We start from the raw sequence: 20,826 nt of genomic DNA on the forward strand, positions 1-20,826 counted from the left end.
CTTATGTCTGATCTATCTGCTCATATCTGATCTATGGGCTAATTAATGTGCTGATCCTGACTCTAAAGGGGATATCCCAGAAGGCATATATACCGGAACTCCGTTGTCATCAAAAATCCTTGCCTCTATGCCGAATACTTCTCGGAAAAATGAAGGCTGAAATATCTCGCTAGGTGTACCCTCTTGTACGATAGCCCCCTGCTTCACGGCGATCAGCCGATCACAGTAGCGTGCCGCTTGATTCAGATCATGGAGTACCATTACTACGGTAAGACCCTGATCTTGATTAAGCTGGCGTATCAGCTCCATAAGTTCCAGTTGGTGTGCAATGTCTAGGTACGTTGTCGGTTCATCCAGCAGCAAAATTTTGGGCGTCTGAGCCATCGCCATGGCTAGCCATGCTCGCTGCCTTTCACCACCAGATAACATCAGTAGAGATCGATGTTGCAACAACTCCATCTTCGTTACTTGAAGCGCCCAGTCTACAATATCTTCTTGCTCTCCCCTACATTCCTCATACCATTTGAGATGCGGGTGACGTCCTCGGCGAACCAGATCCCGCACCGTGATATCGAGTGCAGCTTCTTGTACTTGAGCCAGCATCGTCATTCTCTGAGCGATATGTTTAGTACTCAGTCTTTTCAGATTGTGCCCATCTAGCTGTACCTCCCCGCTTCGGGGTGAAGCCAGCCTTGCCAACATCCGGAGCACTGTAGATTTACCTGAACCATTGGGACCCACTATCCCTAGCCATTCTCCTTCGCGAACATCCAGACTTAGATCCTGCACGATAGATTCGGTTGTATACCCAAACGCTAGACGGGAAGCCGCTAGTGCTTCACTCATCCTCTCAGCCCCTTCCTAAGTAAATAGAGGAAGAATGGAGCCCCGAATAGGGCTAGTAAGATTCCCACAGGGAACTCAATCGGATCAAACCAAGTTCTTGCAGCAGTGTCTGCAGCTACCACTAGTGCCGCACCACCGATAGCGGATATTGGCAAAAGCATCTTGTAATTACCACCCACTAGCAATCTAACGATATGGGGGACTACAAGACCTACGAATCCGACCATTCCTACTTGACTGATCGCGGCTCCGGCTAGAAATGTAGACACTACAATAATGAGCAATCGACTTCGCTCCACACGGGTACCGAGTACTTTTGCTGCATCGTCTCCAAGCACTAACAAATTCACATGTTTGACTAAGAATAGGGAAGCCACAAGTCCAATAAGTGTATAAGGCAGTAACGTATCAAAATGCGGCCAACTCCGGCCATTCAAGCTGCCTGACATCCATGGTAAAACAGACTGTACTTTCTCACTGTTCAAAATCATGAGTGCAGTCATTGCCGCACCCAGTAAGGAATTTACGGCAACCCCAGCTAAAATCAAACGCACTGGCGATGCACCGCCCTTCCAAGCTAACAGATAGATCACTGCCGCCGCAGTTAAGGCTCCCAAGAACGAAGCCAGCGGTAAAAAGGCGATTTGAGCAGGATACAGAATCATGATGACTACAGCAGCAAGGCCCCCACCCGAAGATACCCCAATGATTCCCGGATCTGCTAAAGGATTTCGAAATATGCCTTGTAGAAAAGCTCCTGCCACCGCTAGGCACACGCCTACTAGTACACCCGTTAATACTCGGGGCAATCTAAGATTCCATACAATTTGGTAAGCCTCCGTATCCGTCGTAGTCGTAAGGGCAGTCCATACATCATAGGCTGGAATTTGAATAGCTCCGAACATGAGCCCCGAGAGTACGGCTAGCAGTAGGAGGCTCGAACTTCCCATGAGAACCACCATATGCTTGCCTATTCGGGGATTTACTACGCTTGTCTTGGCCTTACCATTCCCCAGAATAGTTGTCTCCATCTGCTATTTGACCTGTAGCAAAATCTGATTGATTTTGGCTATAGCACTAGGTGCACGAAGTCCAGGGTTCGCTGCGAACAATTCGGATGGCAACACTTCGAATTGATCCTTTTTCACCGCATTCAGGCTCTTCCAGGCTGGATTTGTCTCGAACTGCTTCTTAAAACTACTCTTTACTTGATTAGCATCGCCATGTGTAATAAGCAGGATAACATCCGGATTTGCTGCAATAATTCGCTCCAGACTGAGTTCCGCATATTGCGGCATCGTATCTACTTTAGGGAAATTGGCAGCTACATTCTTACCTCCCGCAAGTTCAAGAAAGTTCCCAGGATAGCTGGTAGGGAGGGCCACTACAAAACTGCCAGGCGCTCCGTATACAATCAAGGCTTTAGGCTGACTCGCTGGTTTCTTCAGCGCAGATACTTGACTATTCATTTTTTTGATCAGAGCATCTGCTTTGGTTTCATTCCCTAGGATCTGACCATATAGACGTATAGATTTTTGAATTTCAGCGTAGGTATTATGACTGTTGAACATCATTTGAGCACCCAGCTTCTCCACTGTGCCTTGTTGAGTCTTTAGCGCAGGGCTAGCAATGACAAGATCAGGTTTCAGGGTTGCTAATTTCTCAAACTGAATACTGTGAGAGCTGCCTACCTCAGGCACCGACTTGGCTTCCGCAGGATATACCGTGCTAATAGAGGTCTGACGGCCAACGACTTTGCCTCCTAAGGCATAGATGATTTCGGTGTCCGAAGAAGATAACGTTACGATTCGTTTAGGTTTCTTCTTCAAAGTAAAGCTTCCCGTACTCGTCTGAACCGTCAATGTCCGCGAAATAGCAATCGTCTGCGTAGCACTATTCCACTGTACAAATTTTCCGAATGCTTCTGAGACAAAGCGAAGTGGAACGAGCGTACGTCCATTTACTAACACAGGAGCCGCATCTAACTTAGTCAGAGTTCCATTCACATATGCATTAGCTGACCCGATGGTTAGCTTCACATTCACGCCTTCACTGCTAGCCGTTACTGTATGTGATTTGGCATCCCAAGCTGCCTTGCCACCTAGAGCTGAGATTATGCCGCTATAAGGCACAAGGGTTCTCCCATTTTTCACTTGTGGGGCTGCGCCTAAAGATAGAGTTTTTCCATCCAGGGTTACTTTCAGAGGTGCAGGCGCAGCTGTCACGTGTGAACCTAGCGTGAAGGCAGGTGCTACAGCAAGTGCAGCCACCAATAAACTATGTATAAAGACTTTCCGAAACATGAAATAACCTCCTAGTTAATAATGATAATCAATATCATTTACAACATTATTCTATTGATAACGATTATCATTGTCAACAGTTTATTTTTAAATTATTCCATTATTAATTTTGAATATGTACCAATAACTCAATATTTAAGCACAATTTTCCGTAGTCTACGTTGTTAAAAATAGAAAAAAACTCCACACCAGCTTTTAGATATCAAGCTAGTGCGAAGTTAAATGGATTTGAACTATTGTCTAACATTCATCTACTAGATACAGCTGGAACTAAGGGGAAATAGAGCAAAATGTCATCCACGTAAGTACCCTCTACATTGAATTCTTCTATTAACCTACCCTGTTCCAAAAAACCACAGGTCTGATAGAAACGAAGAGCTTGATCATTAGATGAGAGTACCCGAAGTGACAACTTTCGCTTCCCTAAGGCCAAGGCATGTAATTTTATTCGATCCATTAACGTCTGACCGATATGTCGCCTTTGCCACTGTGGATGAATTGCTATATAGATGTCTAAGACATGGGCGTTGCTCTTCATCGCCGTAGGGGTACAAAATCCTAAATATCCTACTATTCTCTCTCCATCAATCGCTACGAACTGCGAACCGGGGGGATTTCTATGCAAAAACTCTTCAGATGACACAGGCTCAAGTGAACCTGGGGAGTTGGTAGAATTCCATACTTCATTGTCTATATCCACCAACTGCATGGCATCTCTAAATTCAGATAATCTAACTGTAATAACTGAGCTCATCATTTTACTCCACCCTCAACTTTATAGGCTGTATATCACCTCACAGCTCAGCTATAAACTAAGCGGAAGCGAAGAGACCTTGTTCCTGTACATCCAAGCATGTACTACAAACATAGAAAGCGACAGTATTGCTACAATGACAGATAACCATGCTACCGGTACTAAACCCCCTTGATCGTAGAGAACCCCCATCGCATAAGGCCCCAGTACTCTTCCCCCTGCCGAAATTCCCCCAACTAATCCAAGATAAAATGGAGCTGCCTTTGCTGTATGATCGGAGATAAATGCTGGAATGGCTGGCGAGATCAGCATTTCTCCAAACGTAGTCAAGATCATCGCTCCTACAATAGCCGGATAAGTATGGACCGTAAGTATGCATATGTAGCCTGCTAGATAAAATACCGCACTTGCTGCCATCTGCGCTTGAGAAGAACCCGCACAGACTCGTTTGATCCAAGATACAACGGGCTGACCTACAAAAATCAGTATTCCGTTCAAAGTCCATAAAATACTATAGTGCCATTCAGGTGCACCTTTCGAAATCGTGTAGGGTGACACGCCATTGTTCCATATGGAATTTCCGAGCCATAAGAATAAAGAACCTAGTCCCATGAATAGATAAATACGATAATTCATAAGCAGCGTGGACACGCGGAGTCCTTGCGCCGCACTTTTTTTCTTATGAACATGTAGACCGCCTTCTTGCTGCTCTACCTTGTTCAAGTAGACGAAGAAGAATATTGCAAATACAAGACAAGTGAATCCGTTCATTACGAAGCTTAAATGATAGGATATCTGAGCCAACACTCCGCTGAGGGCTGTACCCAGCGCTACTCCAATATTGTTAGCTACATAGATAACATTGAACAATTGCCCACGCCGATCTGCGAACCGGAATCCGACAAATGCTTGAATCGCAGGCATCGACATCGCATTGCTGAATCCACCAAGAAGCAGTAATCCCATGAATAGATGCCAATTTTGACTGCCATAGGGTAATAACAGCAGGGCTAATGCATTTAAAATGAGCGAACCGACGATGAGCCGTTTTACACCTATACGGTGATAGAGTGCCCCGCCAAGTAATTGACCCACGATACCACCAAGTGAATGAATCATAATGGCAAGTCCTGCATCTGTCATCGTTCGTCCAAGCTCTTTGAAGATAAACATCGTAATCAGCGGCCACATCAACGCACTTCCCGCCGCATTAATTAGACTGGCAAGAAGGAAGACTTTGACCTCCTTCGGATAACTCGCTAACCATTTCATAACTAGTAGATACTCCTAACTTATATGCTAAATCTAACTTGATGTCTAAAAGTATCCTTCATTTCCCAGCACCGAGCAAGCACGTCTATTGCCGCTTTACATCAACAGTAGTAGAAAAGAAAACGGCTCCGCCGCCCATATCTGCCAGTCGATCCGGCGTGAGTACATTAGAGCGTTGAGGTTTGCCCGTCTCCTCATTCTCCCACCATAATCCTTGACTAATCACCGTCCCCGGGAGCATTTTGTCAAGTACGGCGGCGCGTACGCGATATTCACCTCGGTCATTCCATACGACAACCTCATCTCCATCTGCGATATGACGATGCAGTGCATCAGATGGATGAATTTGCAGCGTCGGTTCCTTTTCTAATGACGCTAACTTCTTCACATTGGCAAAAGTAGAATTCAAGAAACTATGATTCGGTGGCGAAATGAACATGAGCGGATATTTCGACTCTTTGCCGGGACGACGCTGACCATCATATCCTTCGATCAAAGGAATATAGGTAGGCAGAGGCGGAAGACCAATTTCCTCAAGGGCTTCACAGTACAGTTCGATTTTACCCGAAGGAGTCTTCAGCCGATCTAAATAGTGAATTCTCTCCTCCATATTCAGTTTCACAAAACGCTGCTCTTTCAGCGCATCATACGTGACTCCCTCTAAATAAGGATTGTCCGGGTAATCTAGCGCACTGCGAATCATCTGTTCCTCTGTCTCCCTAAAAGCATCCTCTTCAAAGCCCATCGCAGCGCTTAACAAGGTGAAGGTCTCTACATTCCCCTTACTCTCACCGACGGTTGGGATTATGGGTTCTTGTAGCTGGACATACGTGTGCCAATAGGAATTATAGATATCTGTAGTCTCAAAATTAGACGCTGCAGGTAGAACAATGTCTGCATACTTGGCTGTGTCCGTCAGGAACAGATCATGAACAACCGTGAACAAATCTTCGCGGCGAAGGCCTTCGTCCACCCGACTAGCATCGGGAGCCACCACCGCTGGATTCGCACAATATACAAATAACGCATGAATGGGTGGATCAAGTTCCAACAACACTTCGCCCAGCTGGTTCATACTGACCACTCTAGCATCGGGATTCGGCCTCAATTCCGGACGCTCTAGCGCATTACTGTTCAAACTGGCATAGGCTCCATTGGACTTGAAAGCTCCTCCTCCCCGCTTCAACCATGCACCCGTAAGCGCGGGTAGACAACTGATCGTTCGCACCGTCATTCCGCCGTTGTCATGATGCTGTAGTCCATTCCCTATATGAATATAAGCAGATGGACTTTCCCCATAAAGCTCAGCCAGCTTCACGATATCTTCAGCAGGCACACCTGTAATCGAAGAAACAAGCTCAGGTGTATAGGATTTTACATGCTCTCGAAGTTCTTCATGTCCGAGCGTATATTGCGCCATAAAAGACTCATTTACAAGGTCCCTTTCAAATAAAACATGCATGATGCCTAAAGCCAGCGCCCCATCGGTCCCCGGATACAGCGGAATGAACCAATCCGCACGATCTCCTGTACGGTTTTTGTGTACATCGATCACGATCAGCTTCGCTCCACGCTTGCGGGCCTTCTCGATAAGTGGCACCATATGCATACTTGTACTAACAATGTTCCCACCCCAGACGATAAAGAGTTCAGCGTGCGCCGCATCCTCAGGCACGGTACCTCCTCCGAAACCCATCGTATATTTAAAGCCTGAGCTCCCCGCAGCATTACAAATCCCTTGTTGAAGTATGGAAGATCCCAGCTTGTTAAAGAAACGACGATCCATCCCGTCTACACTCAATATTCCCATATTGCCATAGAAGCTATAGGGTAGAATCGATTCTGATCCATAGGCTGCAATCAGGTCCTTAAAGCGAGATGCGATCTCTTGAACAGCTTCCTCCCAAGAGATTCGTTCGAAGTTCCCCTCTCCTTTTGCTCCTACTCTTCTTAAAGGATACAGAACACGTTCTGGGTGATACACTCGCTCCGTCATGTTTCGGACCTTATTACAGATCGCACCTTGGGTTACAGGATGCTCGGGATTCCCCGTTACTTTTACAATTTTGCCTTCTTCTTTATATAAAAGCAGCCCACATGTATCTGGACAGTCCAGGGGACAGACAGCTGGAAATATGCCATTGGCTTGATTTTTCATTCTACATCCGCTCCTTTAGGGATAACCTTATTACTCTAATATATAAGCTGTCGCCTGAATAAGAAAGGGATTTATGCGGATCACTATATTGGTGTTTCATGTCTAAATCGAGCGGGTATGTAAAGAAGGAAGAACATTTGCCCAAGGAACGATAGATTTTTCTATAGCTCCGATTGGTATCCCGAATTCTCCGCTAGTAGGTATACTCCCCCTATACCTGCTAGCTTGAGAATATATATTTTACATAAGTAAAGCCTTTCCTTAGCCACTCGGGCTTTTGGAAAGGCTTTTTTATGATCTGATGATGGATAATCTGATGATTGAATCAGAACGCTCAGTTACAGCCTTTTAGTGGGAATCCAGAGGAATTGAGCTTGTGATTTTTTCTTGTTGAACATGCCCTTGATGTAGAAAAGCTACATAATATGCTCCGGCAACAAAGAGGCTTCCACCTACCAAGTTGCCTAGCCAAACAGGGATGAAGTTCATGAGATAATCCATCCACGTAAAGTGACCTGCAAAGATCGCGGCGGGAATCAAAAACATGTTCGCCACTACATGCTGAAAGCCAATGGCTACAAAAGCCATCGTCGGGAACCAAATGCCCAGCATTTTGCCGCTATACGAATCTGCTCCATAGGATAACCAAACCGCAAGCGCTACTAGCCAATTACATCCAATGCCAGATATAAAAGCTTGCAAAAAACTTGCCTCTAGCTTGTGCCCTGCTAATTGAGTCACCAAGGTTAGATAAGGCCCTTGCTCTGTAAGCCCTACAATGTGACCAAATAAATATGCTACAGCAATGGCCCCGGCAAAGTTGCTCACCGTAATGATGATTAGGTTGCGTAGAACAGCTAGCGAAGTTATTTTTCCTACAAATCTAGACAGGGGAACAGCCATCATATTACCTGTTAGGAGTTCGCCGCCTGCAAGCAGAACTAAGATGAGTCCTACGGGGAATACCGCTCCACCTATTAAAGACCCCAAGCTTCCCCAACTGGCTGGTAAGTTGGCAGTTACTCGAATATCCAACAGATAACCTATCGCAATAAAGGCGCCTGCCAGACCACCCAAAATCATCGATGATGCCAGAGAAAGTCCAACTTTATGCTTCCCGTAATCGGCTGTTATTTCAGCGATTTGCTGAGGTTTAAGATAAGCCATGAGATCTGCACTCCTTTGAAAAACGCTTTGATACTTCTACTATATCGAATAGTATTAGGAGATATTGTGATATATATCACATACATTAAAACAATGTTCACGCTACGTTAAAAGTTTGCTGTTTAGGCTCCTCGTTGGTTTGTGGAACTTGTTCCTGTATAGTTCGACTAACTTTATTATGTTCCTGTATTTAAAAAGATATAAAAAAAGGACAGCAGTCTCTGCTGTCCTTAGCTATTTAATTTCTGGTTTTGTATTTTTATCTTTCATAAGGACCCGTAGGCTAATTCTCTTATCTACTTTATACCTGCACGAACTGCTTCACACTAGGCACAGGAGGCAATGCTCCTAGACCCGCTGTATTTAAGAAATTCCATGGTTTGTTGTAATGCGGTTGGAAGAAGAAATCCACAAAGGCTAACTGTTCCATGGTCATTTTATTCTGAATACACACTGAAATGGTGTTAATGGATTGCGTGAGATCTGCCTTAGACATGAGCTGAGCACCCAGAATACGACGTGTGCCTTTCTCAAAGACGACTTTCAAGGTAACTAATTCATGGGTTGGCATGAACTCGGGACGGTAATTCTCCCGAATCGTCACGGCATCCGCATCTATTCCTTCTGCCTTCGCTGCAAGTTCCGTTAAACCCGTTGCTGCAATATTGTCTTCATAGATCTTAATTCCCGAAGTCCCTTGCGTACCCATATAGGACACTGTTGGCTTGATCAAGTTGCGAGCAACTAATGTACCCATCCGTACGGCATTTGTTGCAAGCGGGATATAGGCTGGTTTCTGTGTCGGATTGTAAAATACAGCACAGCTGTCTCCTGCCGCATAGACATCTTTTTTGCTGGTCTCCATATATTGATTAACAACAATGGCTCCGTTGGGCAGCATGTTGACTTGATCTTTGAGCAGTTCGGTGTTCGGACGGAATCCGATACAGAGAATGACTAAATCCGCTTCATATTCTCCGCCTGTAGTGACGACTTTGGTCACCTTGCCGTCTTTTCCTTCAAAACGTGTTACCTTCTCTTGCAGCGCAAGTCGAATGCCGTGATCTTGCAAATTCTTTTCCGTAGCTTCCGTAAATTCAACATCAAGATACTTGTTAAGAATACGTTCCTCAGCATCAATTAACGTAACTTGCTTCCCGTTCAACTGAAATGCTTCTACAAGTTCCACGCCAATGTATCCTGCGCCTACGACCACTACGTGTTTTGCTTTTTCAGCTTTTTCAATAATTGTATTAGAGTGATTGTAGTTCTTCGAGAGCAAAATGTTATCCAGTTCGCTGCCCTCGAATTTAGGAATAATAGGCCATGATCCGGTCGTTACAATGAGTTTGTCGAACGTGTCATCCATCTCTTCACCTGTAACTACATTGCGTGCCCGCAAAGTTTTGCGGTCTGTATCTACAGCAATAACTTCATGGCGCATCTTCGTATCCACACCTAGCTCAGCTAGTTGTTCCGGCGAAGAATAAAATAATTCCTGCGGATTCTGAACCATTCCCCCAACATATAATGCGATCCCACAAGATAAAAAAGAAATATTATCATTACGTTCATATACGGTAATCTGAGCTTCTGGGTATAATTTGGCGGTATTTACAATGGCTGCGGTTCCTGCATGAGTACATCCGATAACGGCTACTTTCATTTATAGTTCCTCCTCCAAAATAGTAAGCATTATTATGTGAAAAGTTTCACCTATAAACCTTTGATTTTGTGAATTAATTCACCTTATATTCTTATTATAGTGTGATATTTTTCACAATGCAACTGTTTTAAGCCCTTTTCTAATAATGTTCACATTTTTAACCTATATTCGTGGTAGAGGTCATCGAAAAAAATTCTTGCAGCCGCCTTCTAATATTTGGGGTGGTGGTTCGCCTAGGTAGTAATTTAATTTATGAAGCAAGTCGTTCAGGGCATACGAAATCCCTGCATGTAAAGTGTACCCTTGGCCTGCGCATCTTATCCTGCATAGAAGGATTTAAGTTAGGGTAATGCATAATTGAGTATGATATGCTATTCATTAATTAAAGGAGGCGATCATATGGATATCGTATTTGTCGCAGGAGCGCATGGGGGAACGGGTCAACGAATCGTACGTGAGCTACTTCATTGTGGATATAAGGTGCATGGACTGGTCCGTAATCAAGAGCAAGCGGATGTACTAGAGGCCATGGGAGCTAGGGCATTTGTAGGAGACTTGACAGGATCATTCTCAGCAGGGTTAAAAGAAGCGGATGCTGTCATTTGTGCGGTTGGTGCGGGAATGAAAGGAAGACCCGAGGAGGTCGACCACTTAGGAACTGTCAGACTCATTGAACAGTCTGTGATCGACGGCGTAGAACGTTTTGTGCTCATTAGTTCAATTGGAACTCTTTATCCTGAACACATGCCTGATATGCTGAAGCCTTTCTTGCTTGCCAAGCGTCAAGCTGAGAAAGTTCTGGAAGAAAGCACACTAGTTCATACGATTATCCGTCCGGGCGGTCTTACCAATGAAGAGGGTACGGGGAGAATTCATGCTACTGTTGAGCCTGGTCTAAACGGGATCATCTCTCGGGACGACGTAGCTAGAGCTGCTGTACTGTCTCTTACACAATCCAAAACGGATGATGCTGCCTTTGACCTTGTGGGCGGTGATACACCTGTCGCAGAAGCTTTAGCAGAACTCAAAGTGTAACGTGATTCGAATGTCACTTTTATGAGCATATTCATGATTGTGTTCGAACATATTAAGGGGACACCAATAGTAAAGTGGTAATCAGCCGTACACAATTCCACAATTATTTCAATATTTCTATACAATTCAGCATACTCCAGAATTATTGACAAAGAAAAACCACCCGCAAGGGTGGCTTTTTCGTGCAGTGCAGCTATTTGAATTCAGCCAAGCTGTTTTATTTAATCTATTCAGTAGGGGACATTTCCCACTTTTACATCTACAACTAATCTAATTGCCAAACTGTGGAGATTCACTTTAGTGTGACTACCGACTTCCAATTCCTGCGGAAACAACACTGTGATGGGTTTCCCGAACAGGTATTATGGCAGCCTGATGAACTTCGGCAGTCCGGGAAGCTAGATCATAGGGAAGACATAAGGGAACCCCACTACGTGGGTCCGTTACGATATCTGCCTCAATTCCAAATACTTCGCGCAGTACATTCGTCCTGACCACTTCCTCCGGGGAACCCGAAGCAATCGCGCGACCTTGCTTAATAGCAATTACATGATCCGCATAACGAGAAGCATGATTCAGATCGTGTACCACCATGATGATGGTTCGATTCTCTTCGGTATTCAGCCGTTCTAACAAATGCAGCACTTCAAGTTGATGAGCCATATCTAGGAATGTCGTGGGTTCATCCAAGAATAGGATATCCGTTTCTTGTGCAAGTGCCATCGCAATCCACGCGCGTTGACGTTGCCCGCCAGATAATTGATCAATTGGGCGATCTGTGAATTCCACCATTCCTGTAGCTTCAATAGCCCAAGAAATAACTTTCCGATCTTCAGCTCTCATCGCTCCGAATCCTTTTTGATACGGAAAACGCCCGTACGATACGAGTTCATGCACCGTGAGTCCCTCAGGAGCTGTTGGGTTCTGCGGCAATATCGCAAGCTGCTTCGCCACTTCACGCGTAGATTGTCTGTGAATGGATTTGCCATCAAGAAGTACGCTTCCAGCTTTGGGTTGCATAATCCGAGCCATGGTTTTGAGTATGGTTGATTTCCCAGAACCGTTTGCACCCACAAGCGCTGTAATCTGACCTTTAGGAATTTGAATGTTCAAATCTTCTACAATTAATCGATCTTCATAAGCTATGTCTAAATGGGAGGTCTGTAAAGACATCATCCTCATCTTCCTTTCCGAGTGGACATTAGGTATCTTAAAGATACTGATAATCATTATCATTTGTCAACCTTGAATTCAATCCATCTTTATGTACATGAGGATATTTAAAAATAGGCATAGCAAAAAGCAGCCTCCTTTTAGAAACTCAGGAATGCTGCTTGTTCATTGCTATATATGATTAATTAGCGGATTGAGCTAGACGAACTAACAGATGCGCTAATTTGTGGCGTTGATCTTGATCGCCAACTTTCCACAGTTCTTGAAGAAGTTTCTCTTCGCGATTGCGAGGTTCTTCGTTCTCAGCAAGATATCCAGCTACTTTTTCAGCCGTTTTTGCGAGCAACTCTTCGCTCAGTCCAAGACTTTGACCCAATTGAATTTTTTCCCCAAGATACTTCTTAAAGGATTCAAAATTGCTCAAAATCTCTTCTTTTTTCTCTCCATCCATGTGGCTGATTGCATTATCAACTTTGTTTAAAGTAAGTTCGCCTTCCTTGTTCACAACATGTTCTTGTTCTGACATGGTTGATTGCCTCCTTTAATTGAGTGAATACATAGTAACAGGTACGTCATAGTAACATAACCCGCCCGCCTCATGGATGAATCAAAAAATCATATTCTATTTACCCGATACAGGAATTACTTCGTAGTATTCTTCTAAAGTAATACCTTGACTCATAACCGTCTTCGCAATATCTTCCCCTACATAACGAATATGCCATGGTTCATACTTGTATCCTGTTACGCTATCCTTCCCTTTCGGGTAACGGATTACGAATCCATAGTCTGCAACGTGTGCCGCAAGCCATTTAGCTTCTGGTGTGCCCCCAAAGCAATCCTCTGCCGCACATCTCCCATTGCTTCCTGAGACGTCTATAGCCAGCCCCGTCTGGTGCTCACTGTGACCTGGAACGGCACTGTATGTCTTAGCTTTGGCTTCACCGTCACGCTTCACATAGCGGTTAAATAGAGCAATTTGTGTTTGCTCCGAGCGGTAAGCAGAGACGCCGGCCAAGTAAATCTTATCTTTTTTGGCAGCTGCAAAAAGCTTCTCTAACGCAGACGCTGCCTCTTTGCGCATCTTGCGCTTCTCTATCTTTTCTTTGAAAGTAAAAGGAACATTCGGATACACAAGATCCGTAGGTACATACCCGTCAGGTAGGGCGAATTTCTTATTCACCAACACCATTTCGCTCTTTGGATCTGCCCATGCTTGCTGGCTCGGCTTATCTTTTGAAGGCTTAGATGGATTTTTAATGGCCGCTACCGTTCCGCTGCTCCCCGAACTCGGGGTCTCCCCTTGAGCATCATCATTCGGAGCTGGTGCAGGATCGGTAATTGCGCTAGATGAGGAACTGGCTAGCTTGGACTCATTACCACAGCCTGTGACCAGCATAACTGTTGCAAGCAATACCGCCGTTGCTGCACCAGGCAAGCGCAGCAATCTCCAGCCACTACGGGTAACTTTTTTAGCATCAGTATTTAGGAACCTTAGGTTACGTAACTTCATTTGTGTCTCCTCTCCCTCTCAAAGATGATAGAAATTCAGCTCCCTTTATAGTAAAAAAGCTGAGATTTAACGCTTCCCGCCTTTACGGCTGCGGTCTGATGAGCCGCTATTACGGCCACCTGAACCCGGGAACTGCGGCCGGGAACCACTACTGCCTGTGCTACGTGAAGTGGAGCTAGCCCCGCGCCCCGTTGAACTAGAACTGCGGCGTCCATTTCCAGAGGCAGCTTCATACCCGCTACTGCGTTCACTGCGGCTAGTTCCGCTGCTGCGCTCACTACTGCTACGTTCACCACGTCCACCCATACTCCGCTCACCACGGCTACTGCTGCGTTCACCGCGTCCGCCTGCACTGCTACTCCGAGGGTTGCTGCTCCGTCCGCCGCTACGGCCACCACTTCGTCCACCTGTGCTATTCCGATCACTGCGACGTGAGGATGCGCCTGCATCTGAACCTTTGCCACGGCGAGGTCCGGCTTCTTCCTTAAGGGAAGTTGTCTTCTTGGATGGCGTAAATGCATGTTCACCTGCTTCGTACTTTTGGCGATCCAGACGCTGATCAATACCCCGCTCCAAGTTGCGCAGTTCATGTACATCATGCTGTGTTACGAAGGTTACGGCTACACCTTTACCTCCAGCACGCCCTGTACGTCCAATACGGTGAATATAACTTTCATGGTCATGCGGAAGGTCGTAGTTGAATACATGTGTAACACCCTCCACATCAATGCCCCGTGCTGCTACATCCGTTGCCACAAGCAGTTGAAGTTTCGCTTCACGGAAGGCACGCATGACTTGCTCCCGCTTAGCTTGGGACAGATCTCCATGAAGTTCATTGGATGCATAACCCTTTTCTTGTAGAGCTTCATTGAGCATCTTGGCTCTACGTTTAGTGCGGCAGAAAATGACAGCAAGATATGGACGATCTCGCTCTATCATATCGATTAGAGCATTTTCTTTATTTCGATCCGTACATTCAATGACAAGCTGGCGAATATGCTCTCTTGGAATTTCTGATTTCGTAGCAATCCGCACATCTCTAGGACTTTTCATATACGATTTCGCTAAATGTTTTACTTTCTCTGGCATCGTCGCTGAGAACAGCATCGTCTGACGACTCCGTGGTATCGATTGAATAATCGATTCGACCTCTGTCAGGAAACCCATGTTCAGCATTTGATCCGCTTCATCCAATACCAATTGTCTGACCTTATCAAGCTTGAGAGAGCCGCGGCGCATGTGATCTAGCAAACGACCGGGCGTTCCAATAATGATCTGACATCCCCCTTGAAGCTTGCGCAATTGACGCTCTACATCTTGCCCACCATAAGCCGCAAGAACAGAGATACCGGGTTTAGCTGTAACTAACTTCCGAGCTTCCGCCGTAATCTGAATAGCAAGCTCACGTGTAGGAGTAATAATTAACGCCTGTGCATTCGGGAGATCTGCGCGCAGGCGCTGCATGATAGGAAGTAGGAAAGCGAGCGTCTTTCCTGTTCCTGTTTGCGCTTGCGCAATCAAGTCTTCGCCAGCTAGGAGAAGCGGAATTGCCGCTTCTTGAACGGGCGTGGGCTTCACAATGCCCTGTTCTCTTAAAATAGGATATAAATCAGGGAGCAAGTCCCAATCTTGAAATGTAGTCAATAGTTTCACCTCATAGTTAGATAGCCTGTGTCTAGCAAGCCTCGATGCATCTGTTCATTGTACTTTGTTTCCTGTTATATCGGGTAACAATTCTTTTATTTCTATTCTGGTAGTTCGAACCATCCTACCATTGTACCAAGGATTCCCTCCACAAACAAAAGACCGGTCTGCCCACATTCGCGTGGCATTCCGGCCATTCCTTTGTGCTTAACCTGAAATTCTTGCGGCCCATTTGGCAGCTTGAAGTACCATTTTACGATACATGGGGTGCTGAAAAGCTGGTTGATCATTACCCGGCATGAGGTACACAACTCTTCCCAAACCATACGTATGCACCCAAGCAGCGGGAAGCCATTCTTCTCCGCTTTGATACTCTAACAATATCGTCTTATCTGTGAATGGATCAAATTCAAAACGGTAAGGCTCATCCTCAATCTCAAAGGATTCAATGCCTTCCATAATGACGTGCTGCGGATCTGCAACGCGCATGGAAAGCTTACTGCGTGCAGGATTCACACTATGTCTTGCACCCATTAGCTGAGCGATCTCATTACGCTTATCTATAATAATTCCGTTGTGCAGTACCAATAGACCTCCGCCGCCACTCACGAATGAGAGCAGTCCACCTGTCTGCTTCAGACTCAGCTTCTCAGACCACCGATCTAGGTATGATATGCACAAATCGTACGTGCCCAGATTACTGAATTCGAACATATTCTTGTTCTCAGAACACTGCACACTCATCCAGTCTTGCAGCGTATGTGTTATTTCAGCATCTACGCCTTGGAGTGGATGAAATTTAGGATGGGTGTAGTCCCCAATCAATAAAGCTTTCTTTTTATTCATAACTATTCCTCCTGAATTCAGGGATCAGGCATCACGAGCCGATTAGCCCATCTTCTTGAGTTCGTAGAAAGCCTCAGCCTCCCCGGCATAATAACGGGATAACTCGACCATCATACTTCCCATACGTTCTTCGCGAGGGGCTACGATTCGGGGTATACCCGCTTCAACTAATCCCTGCGCCGTGATTTTGCCAACCGCTACCGCGGTAACGGGTCCACTTAGAGCTTCGTTCAGCTCTTCTGCTTGCCCTTGTCTACGTGCAAATTCCATTAAAAATTTCACCTGAGGTGCGCTGGTGAAGGTTACGGCATCTACATGCCCTTGCAGTATATCTTGTAAAAGCAGTTCCAATGCTTCATCTGGAGGTGGCGTATGTTTGTAAGGTAGAATCTGTCTCGGTTCTGCGCCTTGCTCTTTCAACCAGTCCACAAGTTTAGGGGCGGGGTCTCCATGAAGCTGGATCATGACATTCTTTCCTAGTAAAGAATATGCTGAGAATGAGCGAATCAGGCCATCGGTACTTCCATCATCATCTCGAACGACCGGTTCTAGCTTTCTCTTTTTTAGCGCATTAACAGTCTTATATCCTCTAGCTGCAATGGGCGTCTTCTGTAGATTCTCCCAGAATGCTTCAGCTATCCCCATATCTTCCGCAATATCGAACAAAGCTTCAATTCCTACACCCGTTGTAAAGACAGCCCAGTCAGGAGGATGACTTATCCAGTCCACAAGACCATTTCGCAGCTCCAGATCATCCAAGAACACCGTGCCTTGTGCGGGACGAAACAGTGGAATGCCTCCCATATTTTCTACAAGTTTGCCTAATTCCTGTGCTTTTCTAGGTCCTGTTAGTGCAATGCGTTTTCCCTCAAGTCTTCTAGCCAAACGTATGCTCCCCCTCATGCCTTGATCCGTAGATTGCCTGCTCTCAGCTTATACGACTCTTTCAGCGATGTAAATGCTAAAAAAGACCCTTATTTCTCATCATTCAACTTCCCTCTAAAAAAGAGGGGAGACAGTCCACAGACTGTCCCCCTATAAAAAAATATGAAGGATACAAAAGCTCGAATTATCACATAAAAGCATGAAGCAGACTTATTATCTTCTCATCTGACTAAGATACATTTACAACCTTTTAGTCCACTTTAAAACGGCTGATCTGTAGCGATAAGTCTTCTGCCATACGGCTAAGCTCAGCAGCTGATGAGGCGATCTCTTCTACAGAAGCGAGCTGTTCTTCGGCCGCCGCTGAAATATTGTGCGTGAGTTCAGCCCCGCTCTCCGAGATGCTTCTCACCTGCTCAATGGATTCCGCTACCTCAGTAGCTCCTTGAGTTAAGTGTAGCGCAGCCTGAGTCATATCGACAATCTGCTTGGATGCCGATTGAACAGCCTCCCGAATGACGTTAAAGGATTGGCCCGAAATATCAACGGCCTGCGACCCTTCGTTCACTCGAATTCTCGCATTTTTCATGATAACCAAGGCTTCTTCCATCTCCGATCGAATGGTTGTGACCTGGTCTTGAATCTGAGATGCCGATTGCGATGAACCTTCTGCAAGCTTACGTACTTCCGACGCCACTACGGCAAATCCGCGTCCATGTTCACCAGCTCTAGCAGCTTCAATAGAAGCATTCAATGCCAATAGATTCGTTTGTTTTGCCATAGCTGCAATCCCTTGTACTGTACCTCCAATTTGCTCTACTCTATGGTTCAGATTCTGAATTGTAGTACTGAGCTCCTCGAAGGAAAGATGAATACCGTCCATTTTTTGCACAACGGTAGCTGATGTGGCGGTACCTCCTTCAGCTATGTGAGAAGCCTCCTGCATCACGTTAGTGACTTCCTGCATATGATCTGATATCGAACGGGCTTCTTGACTCATACTATCGATAATCTCCACACCTTGTTCTACACTATGAAGTTGCTGCTGACTTCCAGAAGCTACTTCCTGAATATTTACCGTAACATGCTCGATCGCGCGAGTCGTCTGCTCGGCTCCTGCTGACAGTTGCTCTGCGGAAGCAGTAACTCCATGAGATGTATCTCTAACCTGATCAATCATCTCTCTAAGACCTTTAACCATAATGCTGAAATTGACTGCGAGATCTCCGATTTCATCATTTTTATCCGGCACCACATTTACGGTCAGGTCTCCAGCACTCACTTTCTTCGTCTCCTGTTGCAGCTTGCGAATGGGACTAATAATAGAGCGAATGATAAAAGCTACAACCATTCCGCCAAGCAAAAGACAACCCACAAGAACGGCAATCGAAATATAGAAGCTTTTTGAGGCAATTTTGTTAATTTCTACTTGATCTCTAAACCCAGCAACAACCCAACCCGTCTTGGCATTCGTAATAGCTTGTAGCCTCAGAGCTTCATTCTTGTTCGTATATTTCAGACCTACAGGAGCCCCTTTGGACTGCATAAGCAGTGGAATAAAAGATTCTTTGGCTTCCTTAGCTGCTTGGTCTTTAGGCCCAATAACGTAATGCTTCTGCTGATCTACCACCAGTACATATCCTGACGTACCGAGCTTCATGTTCAGTTGGTTATTCAAATAATGTAAATCGAGCGTCATGACTACTACCCCAGAACCATCGGATAGTTTGCGGGAGATGAAAAGCACAGGCAGGTTATCTTTGGTCAAAGAGGCGTTACTTACTATAGTCTGATCGGGGTGTGCTAGCGCACTCGTGTACCACGACTCCTGCTTAGGATTGGCATAGACGTAAGCCGTTGACCCCTTTTTCCCTTGAATAGCAACGCCTTCATCCGTAACAATAAATACATTATCGATATCTTTGTTAAGTCCTAGATAATTAGATATATTTCCAACGATGACCGCTTCTCCCGCGGCACTCATCGGAACGGAAGCGAACTGCTTCGCAATAAAATCCGTATCATCCGTTTTGTCTTTTATTTTCTCCGTTAAGGTTTTATCTGCTAGTTTGACATTTTCCTGAATGTCTTGGACCAGCTCAGAAAAGAGTGAATCCGTTGATACACTGAAAATAATACCACCAATAATAAGACTGGGGATCACTAACAAGCAGGTAAAACTAACAATGAGGCGTTTGCGAATGGTATATCTTCTTTTTTCTCGTACTTTCAAGCGAATAGCTCCCCCTATGTCGGCACATGCCAATCTGTGATCTTAGATGTTAAATCTGTGAATGAGTTGCTTCAAATGATCTGCCGAGTCATGCAGCGAAGCAGAGAACGTCGCAATCTCCTCCACGGAGGCCAGTTGCTCTTCAGTTGCCGCAGACAACGTCTGTGTATCCACAGCCGATTGCTCAGCAGAAGCACGGATCTCCATCATTGAATCTGTGACTTCTCCTGCTCCTTCTGCCAATAAAGTGGCAGCTTGAGATACTTCCTCCATTTTCTTCGCCACGTCTCGCACAGCTCTACGAATTCGAGAGAAGCTCCGCCCTGTAGTATCCACGGCAAGAATTCCTTCTTCTACGCGGTGAACCGCATGGTCCATCTCACTAGCTGCCCGGTCCACTTCATGCTGAATACCCCGAACTATCCGAGCGATTTCACCAGCGGATTGTTCTGACCCTGAAGCCAGCTTCCGTACTTCGGAGGCTACGACAGCAAATCCTAGGCCATGCTCTCCGGCTCTAGCGGCTTCAATGGAAGCGTTCAGAGCAAGTAGATTCGTCTGCTGTGCAATATCTGTGATGACACTGACAATTCCCCCGATTCGTCCAGTGTGACTTTTTAGTTCGGATATAATTTGATTTAATTCTCCCACAGTCTCATGAATATTTTGGATCTTCTCTACGACAAGAATGACCGACTGATTGCCATCTTCCGCGCTTTGAAGGGTTTGTGCTACTTTGCCCGAGACCTCGTCTAGATGGCTTGAGATCAGCACGACTTTACCTGTCATGTCTTCTACTCGCCCTGTACTATGCTCAATGCTTCGAACTTGAAGTTCACTGCCCGCTGCAATATTCTGAATAGCTACAGATACATGTTGTAAAGCTTGGCTTGTCTGGTCTGCCCCTGCTGACATCTGCTTAGCGGAGTAGAACACTTGCCCCGTATTCTCTCCTAGTTCAGTTAAAGTATCTGTAAGATGATCCACGGTAAGCTGTACATGCCGGGCGATCTGTCCCCATTCATCTGTACGCTGCTGGCCAGCTACTTGCTGCTTCAAATCCCCCTCGCTAATCTGTACAATCGATTTGTCGAGCAGATGCAAAGGCTTCGTGATGCCCTGAATGGTTCCCCATGCAATAAGTGCACCTATCACAGCTGAAGTTATCCCTGCTCCTAAGCCTGAAAAAAAGCTGTACAAAAGAAGAGGTATAAGAATTACGGCGCCAAAGGCAATAATTAACCTGCGTTTTATCGAGATGCTAGTCATGATGCTTTGCCCCTTTCCTATTCATTTTTATAGCTTACAAAGAATAGACCCGAGTGAGCCGT

At 45.5% G+C, this 20,826-nt stretch carries 17 protein-coding genes; 1 reads left to right on the forward strand and 16 read right to left on the reverse strand.

Features of this window, described 5'->3' with window-relative positions; all coding sequences use genetic code 11:
* Positions 1 to 42 precede the first annotated feature (42 nt).
* The 8 genes from J2Z69_RS14215 to J2Z69_RS14250 all read right to left on the reverse strand — a co-directional run bounded on the left by J2Z69_RS14215 (position 43) and on the right by J2Z69_RS14250 (position 10,166).
* Positions 43 to 846, reverse strand: coding sequence for an ABC transporter ATP-binding protein (locus J2Z69_RS14215; RefSeq protein WP_209863940.1), 804 nt, complete (start codon positions 844 to 846; stop codon positions 43 to 45).
* On the reverse strand, positions 843 to 1,808 hold the full coding sequence (locus J2Z69_RS14220; RefSeq protein ID WP_209864362.1) for a FecCD family ABC transporter permease: 966 nt from the start codon (positions 1,806 to 1,808) through the stop codon (positions 843 to 845). The genes J2Z69_RS14215 and J2Z69_RS14220 overlap by 4 nt, the downstream gene beginning before the upstream one ends.
* Positions 1,809 to 1,880: 72 nt before the next feature.
* The gene (locus J2Z69_RS14225; protein ID WP_209863944.1) at positions 1,881 to 3,149 is read right to left on the reverse strand and encodes an ABC transporter substrate-binding protein; all 1,269 of its coding nucleotides are present in this window, start codon (positions 3,147 to 3,149) and stop codon (positions 1,881 to 1,883) included.
* 247 nt (positions 3,150 to 3,396) lie between these two features.
* Positions 3,397 to 3,903: a GNAT family N-acetyltransferase gene (locus J2Z69_RS14230; RefSeq protein ID WP_245339309.1), complete on the reverse strand. Its 507-nt coding sequence runs from the start codon at positions 3,901 to 3,903 to the stop codon at positions 3,397 to 3,399.
* Positions 3,904 to 3,954: 51 nt separating this feature from the next.
* Positions 3,955 to 5,175, reverse strand: a complete 1,221-nt coding sequence (locus J2Z69_RS14235; protein ID WP_209863950.1) for an MFS transporter — start codon at positions 5,173 to 5,175, stop codon at positions 3,955 to 3,957.
* Positions 5,176 to 5,260: 85 nt separating this feature from the next.
* A complete protein-coding gene (locus tag J2Z69_RS14240; RefSeq protein WP_209863953.1) occupies positions 5,261 to 7,333 on the reverse strand; it encodes a molybdopterin-containing oxidoreductase family protein in 2,073 nt (690 codons plus the stop codon).
* A gap of 348 nt (positions 7,334 to 7,681) precedes the next feature.
* A complete protein-coding gene (locus J2Z69_RS14245) occupies positions 7,682 to 8,500 on the reverse strand; it encodes a formate/nitrite transporter family protein (protein ID WP_209863955.1) in 819 nt (272 codons plus the stop codon).
* 301 nt (positions 8,501 to 8,801) lie between these two features.
* Complete coding sequence (locus J2Z69_RS14250) at positions 8,802 to 10,166, reverse strand: FAD-dependent oxidoreductase (RefSeq protein ID WP_209863958.1); 1,365 nt, start codon at positions 10,164 to 10,166, stop codon at positions 8,802 to 8,804.
* Positions 10,167 to 10,565: 399 nt separating this feature from the next.
* On the opposite strand from J2Z69_RS14250, the gene J2Z69_RS14255 reads away from it, so the two are divergent.
* Positions 10,566 to 11,201, forward strand: a complete 636-nt coding sequence (locus tag J2Z69_RS14255; RefSeq protein WP_209863960.1) for an SDR family oxidoreductase — start codon at positions 10,566 to 10,568, stop codon at positions 11,199 to 11,201.
* Between the two features lie 306 nt (positions 11,202 to 11,507).
* Here the strand turns inward: J2Z69_RS14255 and J2Z69_RS14260 are convergent, their stop codons facing one another.
* From J2Z69_RS14260 to J2Z69_RS14295, 8 genes are all read right to left on the reverse strand, one after another.
* Positions 11,508 to 12,377, reverse strand: coding sequence for an ABC transporter ATP-binding protein (locus J2Z69_RS14260; RefSeq protein WP_209863963.1), 870 nt, complete (start codon positions 12,375 to 12,377; stop codon positions 11,508 to 11,510).
* 178 nt (positions 12,378 to 12,555) lie between these two features.
* A complete protein-coding gene (locus tag J2Z69_RS14265; protein WP_209863966.1) occupies positions 12,556 to 12,900 on the reverse strand; it encodes a DUF3243 family protein in 345 nt (114 codons plus the stop codon).
* Between the two features lie 96 nt (positions 12,901 to 12,996).
* Positions 12,997 to 13,887 (reverse strand): M15 family metallopeptidase, encoded by an 891-nt coding sequence (locus J2Z69_RS14270; RefSeq protein ID WP_209863968.1) that lies wholly within the window; start codon positions 13,885 to 13,887, stop codon positions 12,997 to 12,999.
* Positions 13,888 to 13,953: 66 nt separating this feature from the next.
* Positions 13,954 to 15,531 carry a DEAD/DEAH box helicase gene (locus J2Z69_RS14275; RefSeq protein ID WP_209863971.1) on the reverse strand — a complete coding sequence of 526 codons (1,578 nt, stop codon included), beginning with the start codon at positions 15,529 to 15,531 and terminating at the stop codon, positions 13,954 to 13,956.
* 207 nt (positions 15,532 to 15,738) lie between these two features.
* On the reverse strand, positions 15,739 to 16,377 hold the full coding sequence (locus J2Z69_RS14280; RefSeq protein WP_209863974.1) for a ThuA domain-containing protein: 639 nt from the start codon (positions 16,375 to 16,377) through the stop codon (positions 15,739 to 15,741).
* A gap of 42 nt (positions 16,378 to 16,419) precedes the next feature.
* Positions 16,420 to 17,262 carry a uroporphyrinogen-III synthase gene (locus tag J2Z69_RS14285; protein ID WP_209863976.1) on the reverse strand — a complete coding sequence of 281 codons (843 nt, stop codon included), beginning with the start codon at positions 17,260 to 17,262 and terminating at the stop codon, positions 16,420 to 16,422.
* A gap of 250 nt (positions 17,263 to 17,512) precedes the next feature.
* Positions 17,513 to 19,495 carry a methyl-accepting chemotaxis protein gene (locus J2Z69_RS14290; RefSeq protein ID WP_209863978.1) on the reverse strand — a complete coding sequence of 661 codons (1,983 nt, stop codon included), beginning with the start codon at positions 19,493 to 19,495 and terminating at the stop codon, positions 17,513 to 17,515.
* A 42-nt stretch (positions 19,496 to 19,537) separates the two neighbouring features.
* Complete coding sequence (locus tag J2Z69_RS14295) at positions 19,538 to 20,764, reverse strand: methyl-accepting chemotaxis protein (RefSeq protein WP_209863980.1); 1,227 nt, start codon at positions 20,762 to 20,764, stop codon at positions 19,538 to 19,540.
* Positions 20,765 to 20,826: the final 62 nt, after the last annotated feature.

Source organism: Paenibacillus shirakamiensis, assembly GCF_017874255.1.
Lineage (GTDB): Bacteria > Bacillota > Bacilli > Paenibacillales > Paenibacillaceae > Fontibacillus > Fontibacillus shirakamiensis.

Bases quoted from the DNA above. Each gene is read 5' to 3' on its own strand.
- J2Z69_RS14215 (WP_209863940.1), bottom strand. From the start codon at position 846: ATGAGTGAAGCACTAGCGGCTTCCCGTCTAGCGTTTGGGTATACAACC.
- J2Z69_RS14220 (WP_209864362.1), bottom strand. From the start codon at position 1,808: ATGGTGGTTCTCATGGGAAGTTCGAGCCTCCTACTGCTAGCCGTACTC.
- J2Z69_RS14225 (WP_209863944.1), bottom strand. From the start codon at position 3,149: ATGTTTCGGAAAGTCTTTATACATAGTTTATTGGTGGCTGCACTTGCT.
- J2Z69_RS14230 (WP_245339309.1), bottom strand. From the start codon at position 3,903: ATGAGCTCAGTTATTACAGTTAGATTATCTGAATTTAGAGATGCCATG.
- J2Z69_RS14235 (WP_209863950.1), bottom strand. From the start codon at position 5,175: ATGAAATGGTTAGCGAGTTATCCGAAGGAGGTCAAAGTCTTCCTTCTT.
- J2Z69_RS14240 (WP_209863953.1), bottom strand. From the start codon at position 7,333: ATGAAAAATCAAGCCAATGGCATATTTCCAGCTGTCTGTCCCCTGGAC.
- J2Z69_RS14245 (WP_209863955.1), bottom strand. From the start codon at position 8,500: ATGGCTTATCTTAAACCTCAGCAAATCGCTGAAATAACAGCCGATTAC.
- J2Z69_RS14250 (WP_209863958.1), bottom strand. From the start codon at position 10,166: ATGAAAGTAGCCGTTATCGGATGTACTCATGCAGGAACCGCAGCCATT.
- J2Z69_RS14255 (WP_209863960.1), top strand. From the start codon at position 10,566: ATGGATATCGTATTTGTCGCAGGAGCGCATGGGGGAACGGGTCAACGA.
- J2Z69_RS14260 (WP_209863963.1), bottom strand. From the start codon at position 12,377: ATGATGTCTTTACAGACCTCCCATTTAGACATAGCTTATGAAGATCGA.
- J2Z69_RS14265 (WP_209863966.1), bottom strand. From the start codon at position 12,900: ATGTCAGAACAAGAACATGTTGTGAACAAGGAAGGCGAACTTACTTTA.
- J2Z69_RS14270 (WP_209863968.1), bottom strand. From the start codon at position 13,887: ATGAAGTTACGTAACCTAAGGTTCCTAAATACTGATGCTAAAAAAGTT.
- J2Z69_RS14280 (WP_209863974.1), bottom strand. From the start codon at position 16,377: ATGAATAAAAAGAAAGCTTTATTGATTGGGGACTACACCCATCCTAAA.
- J2Z69_RS14295 (WP_209863980.1), bottom strand. From the start codon at position 20,764: ATGACTAGCATCTCGATAAAACGCAGGTTAATTATTGCCTTTGGCGCC.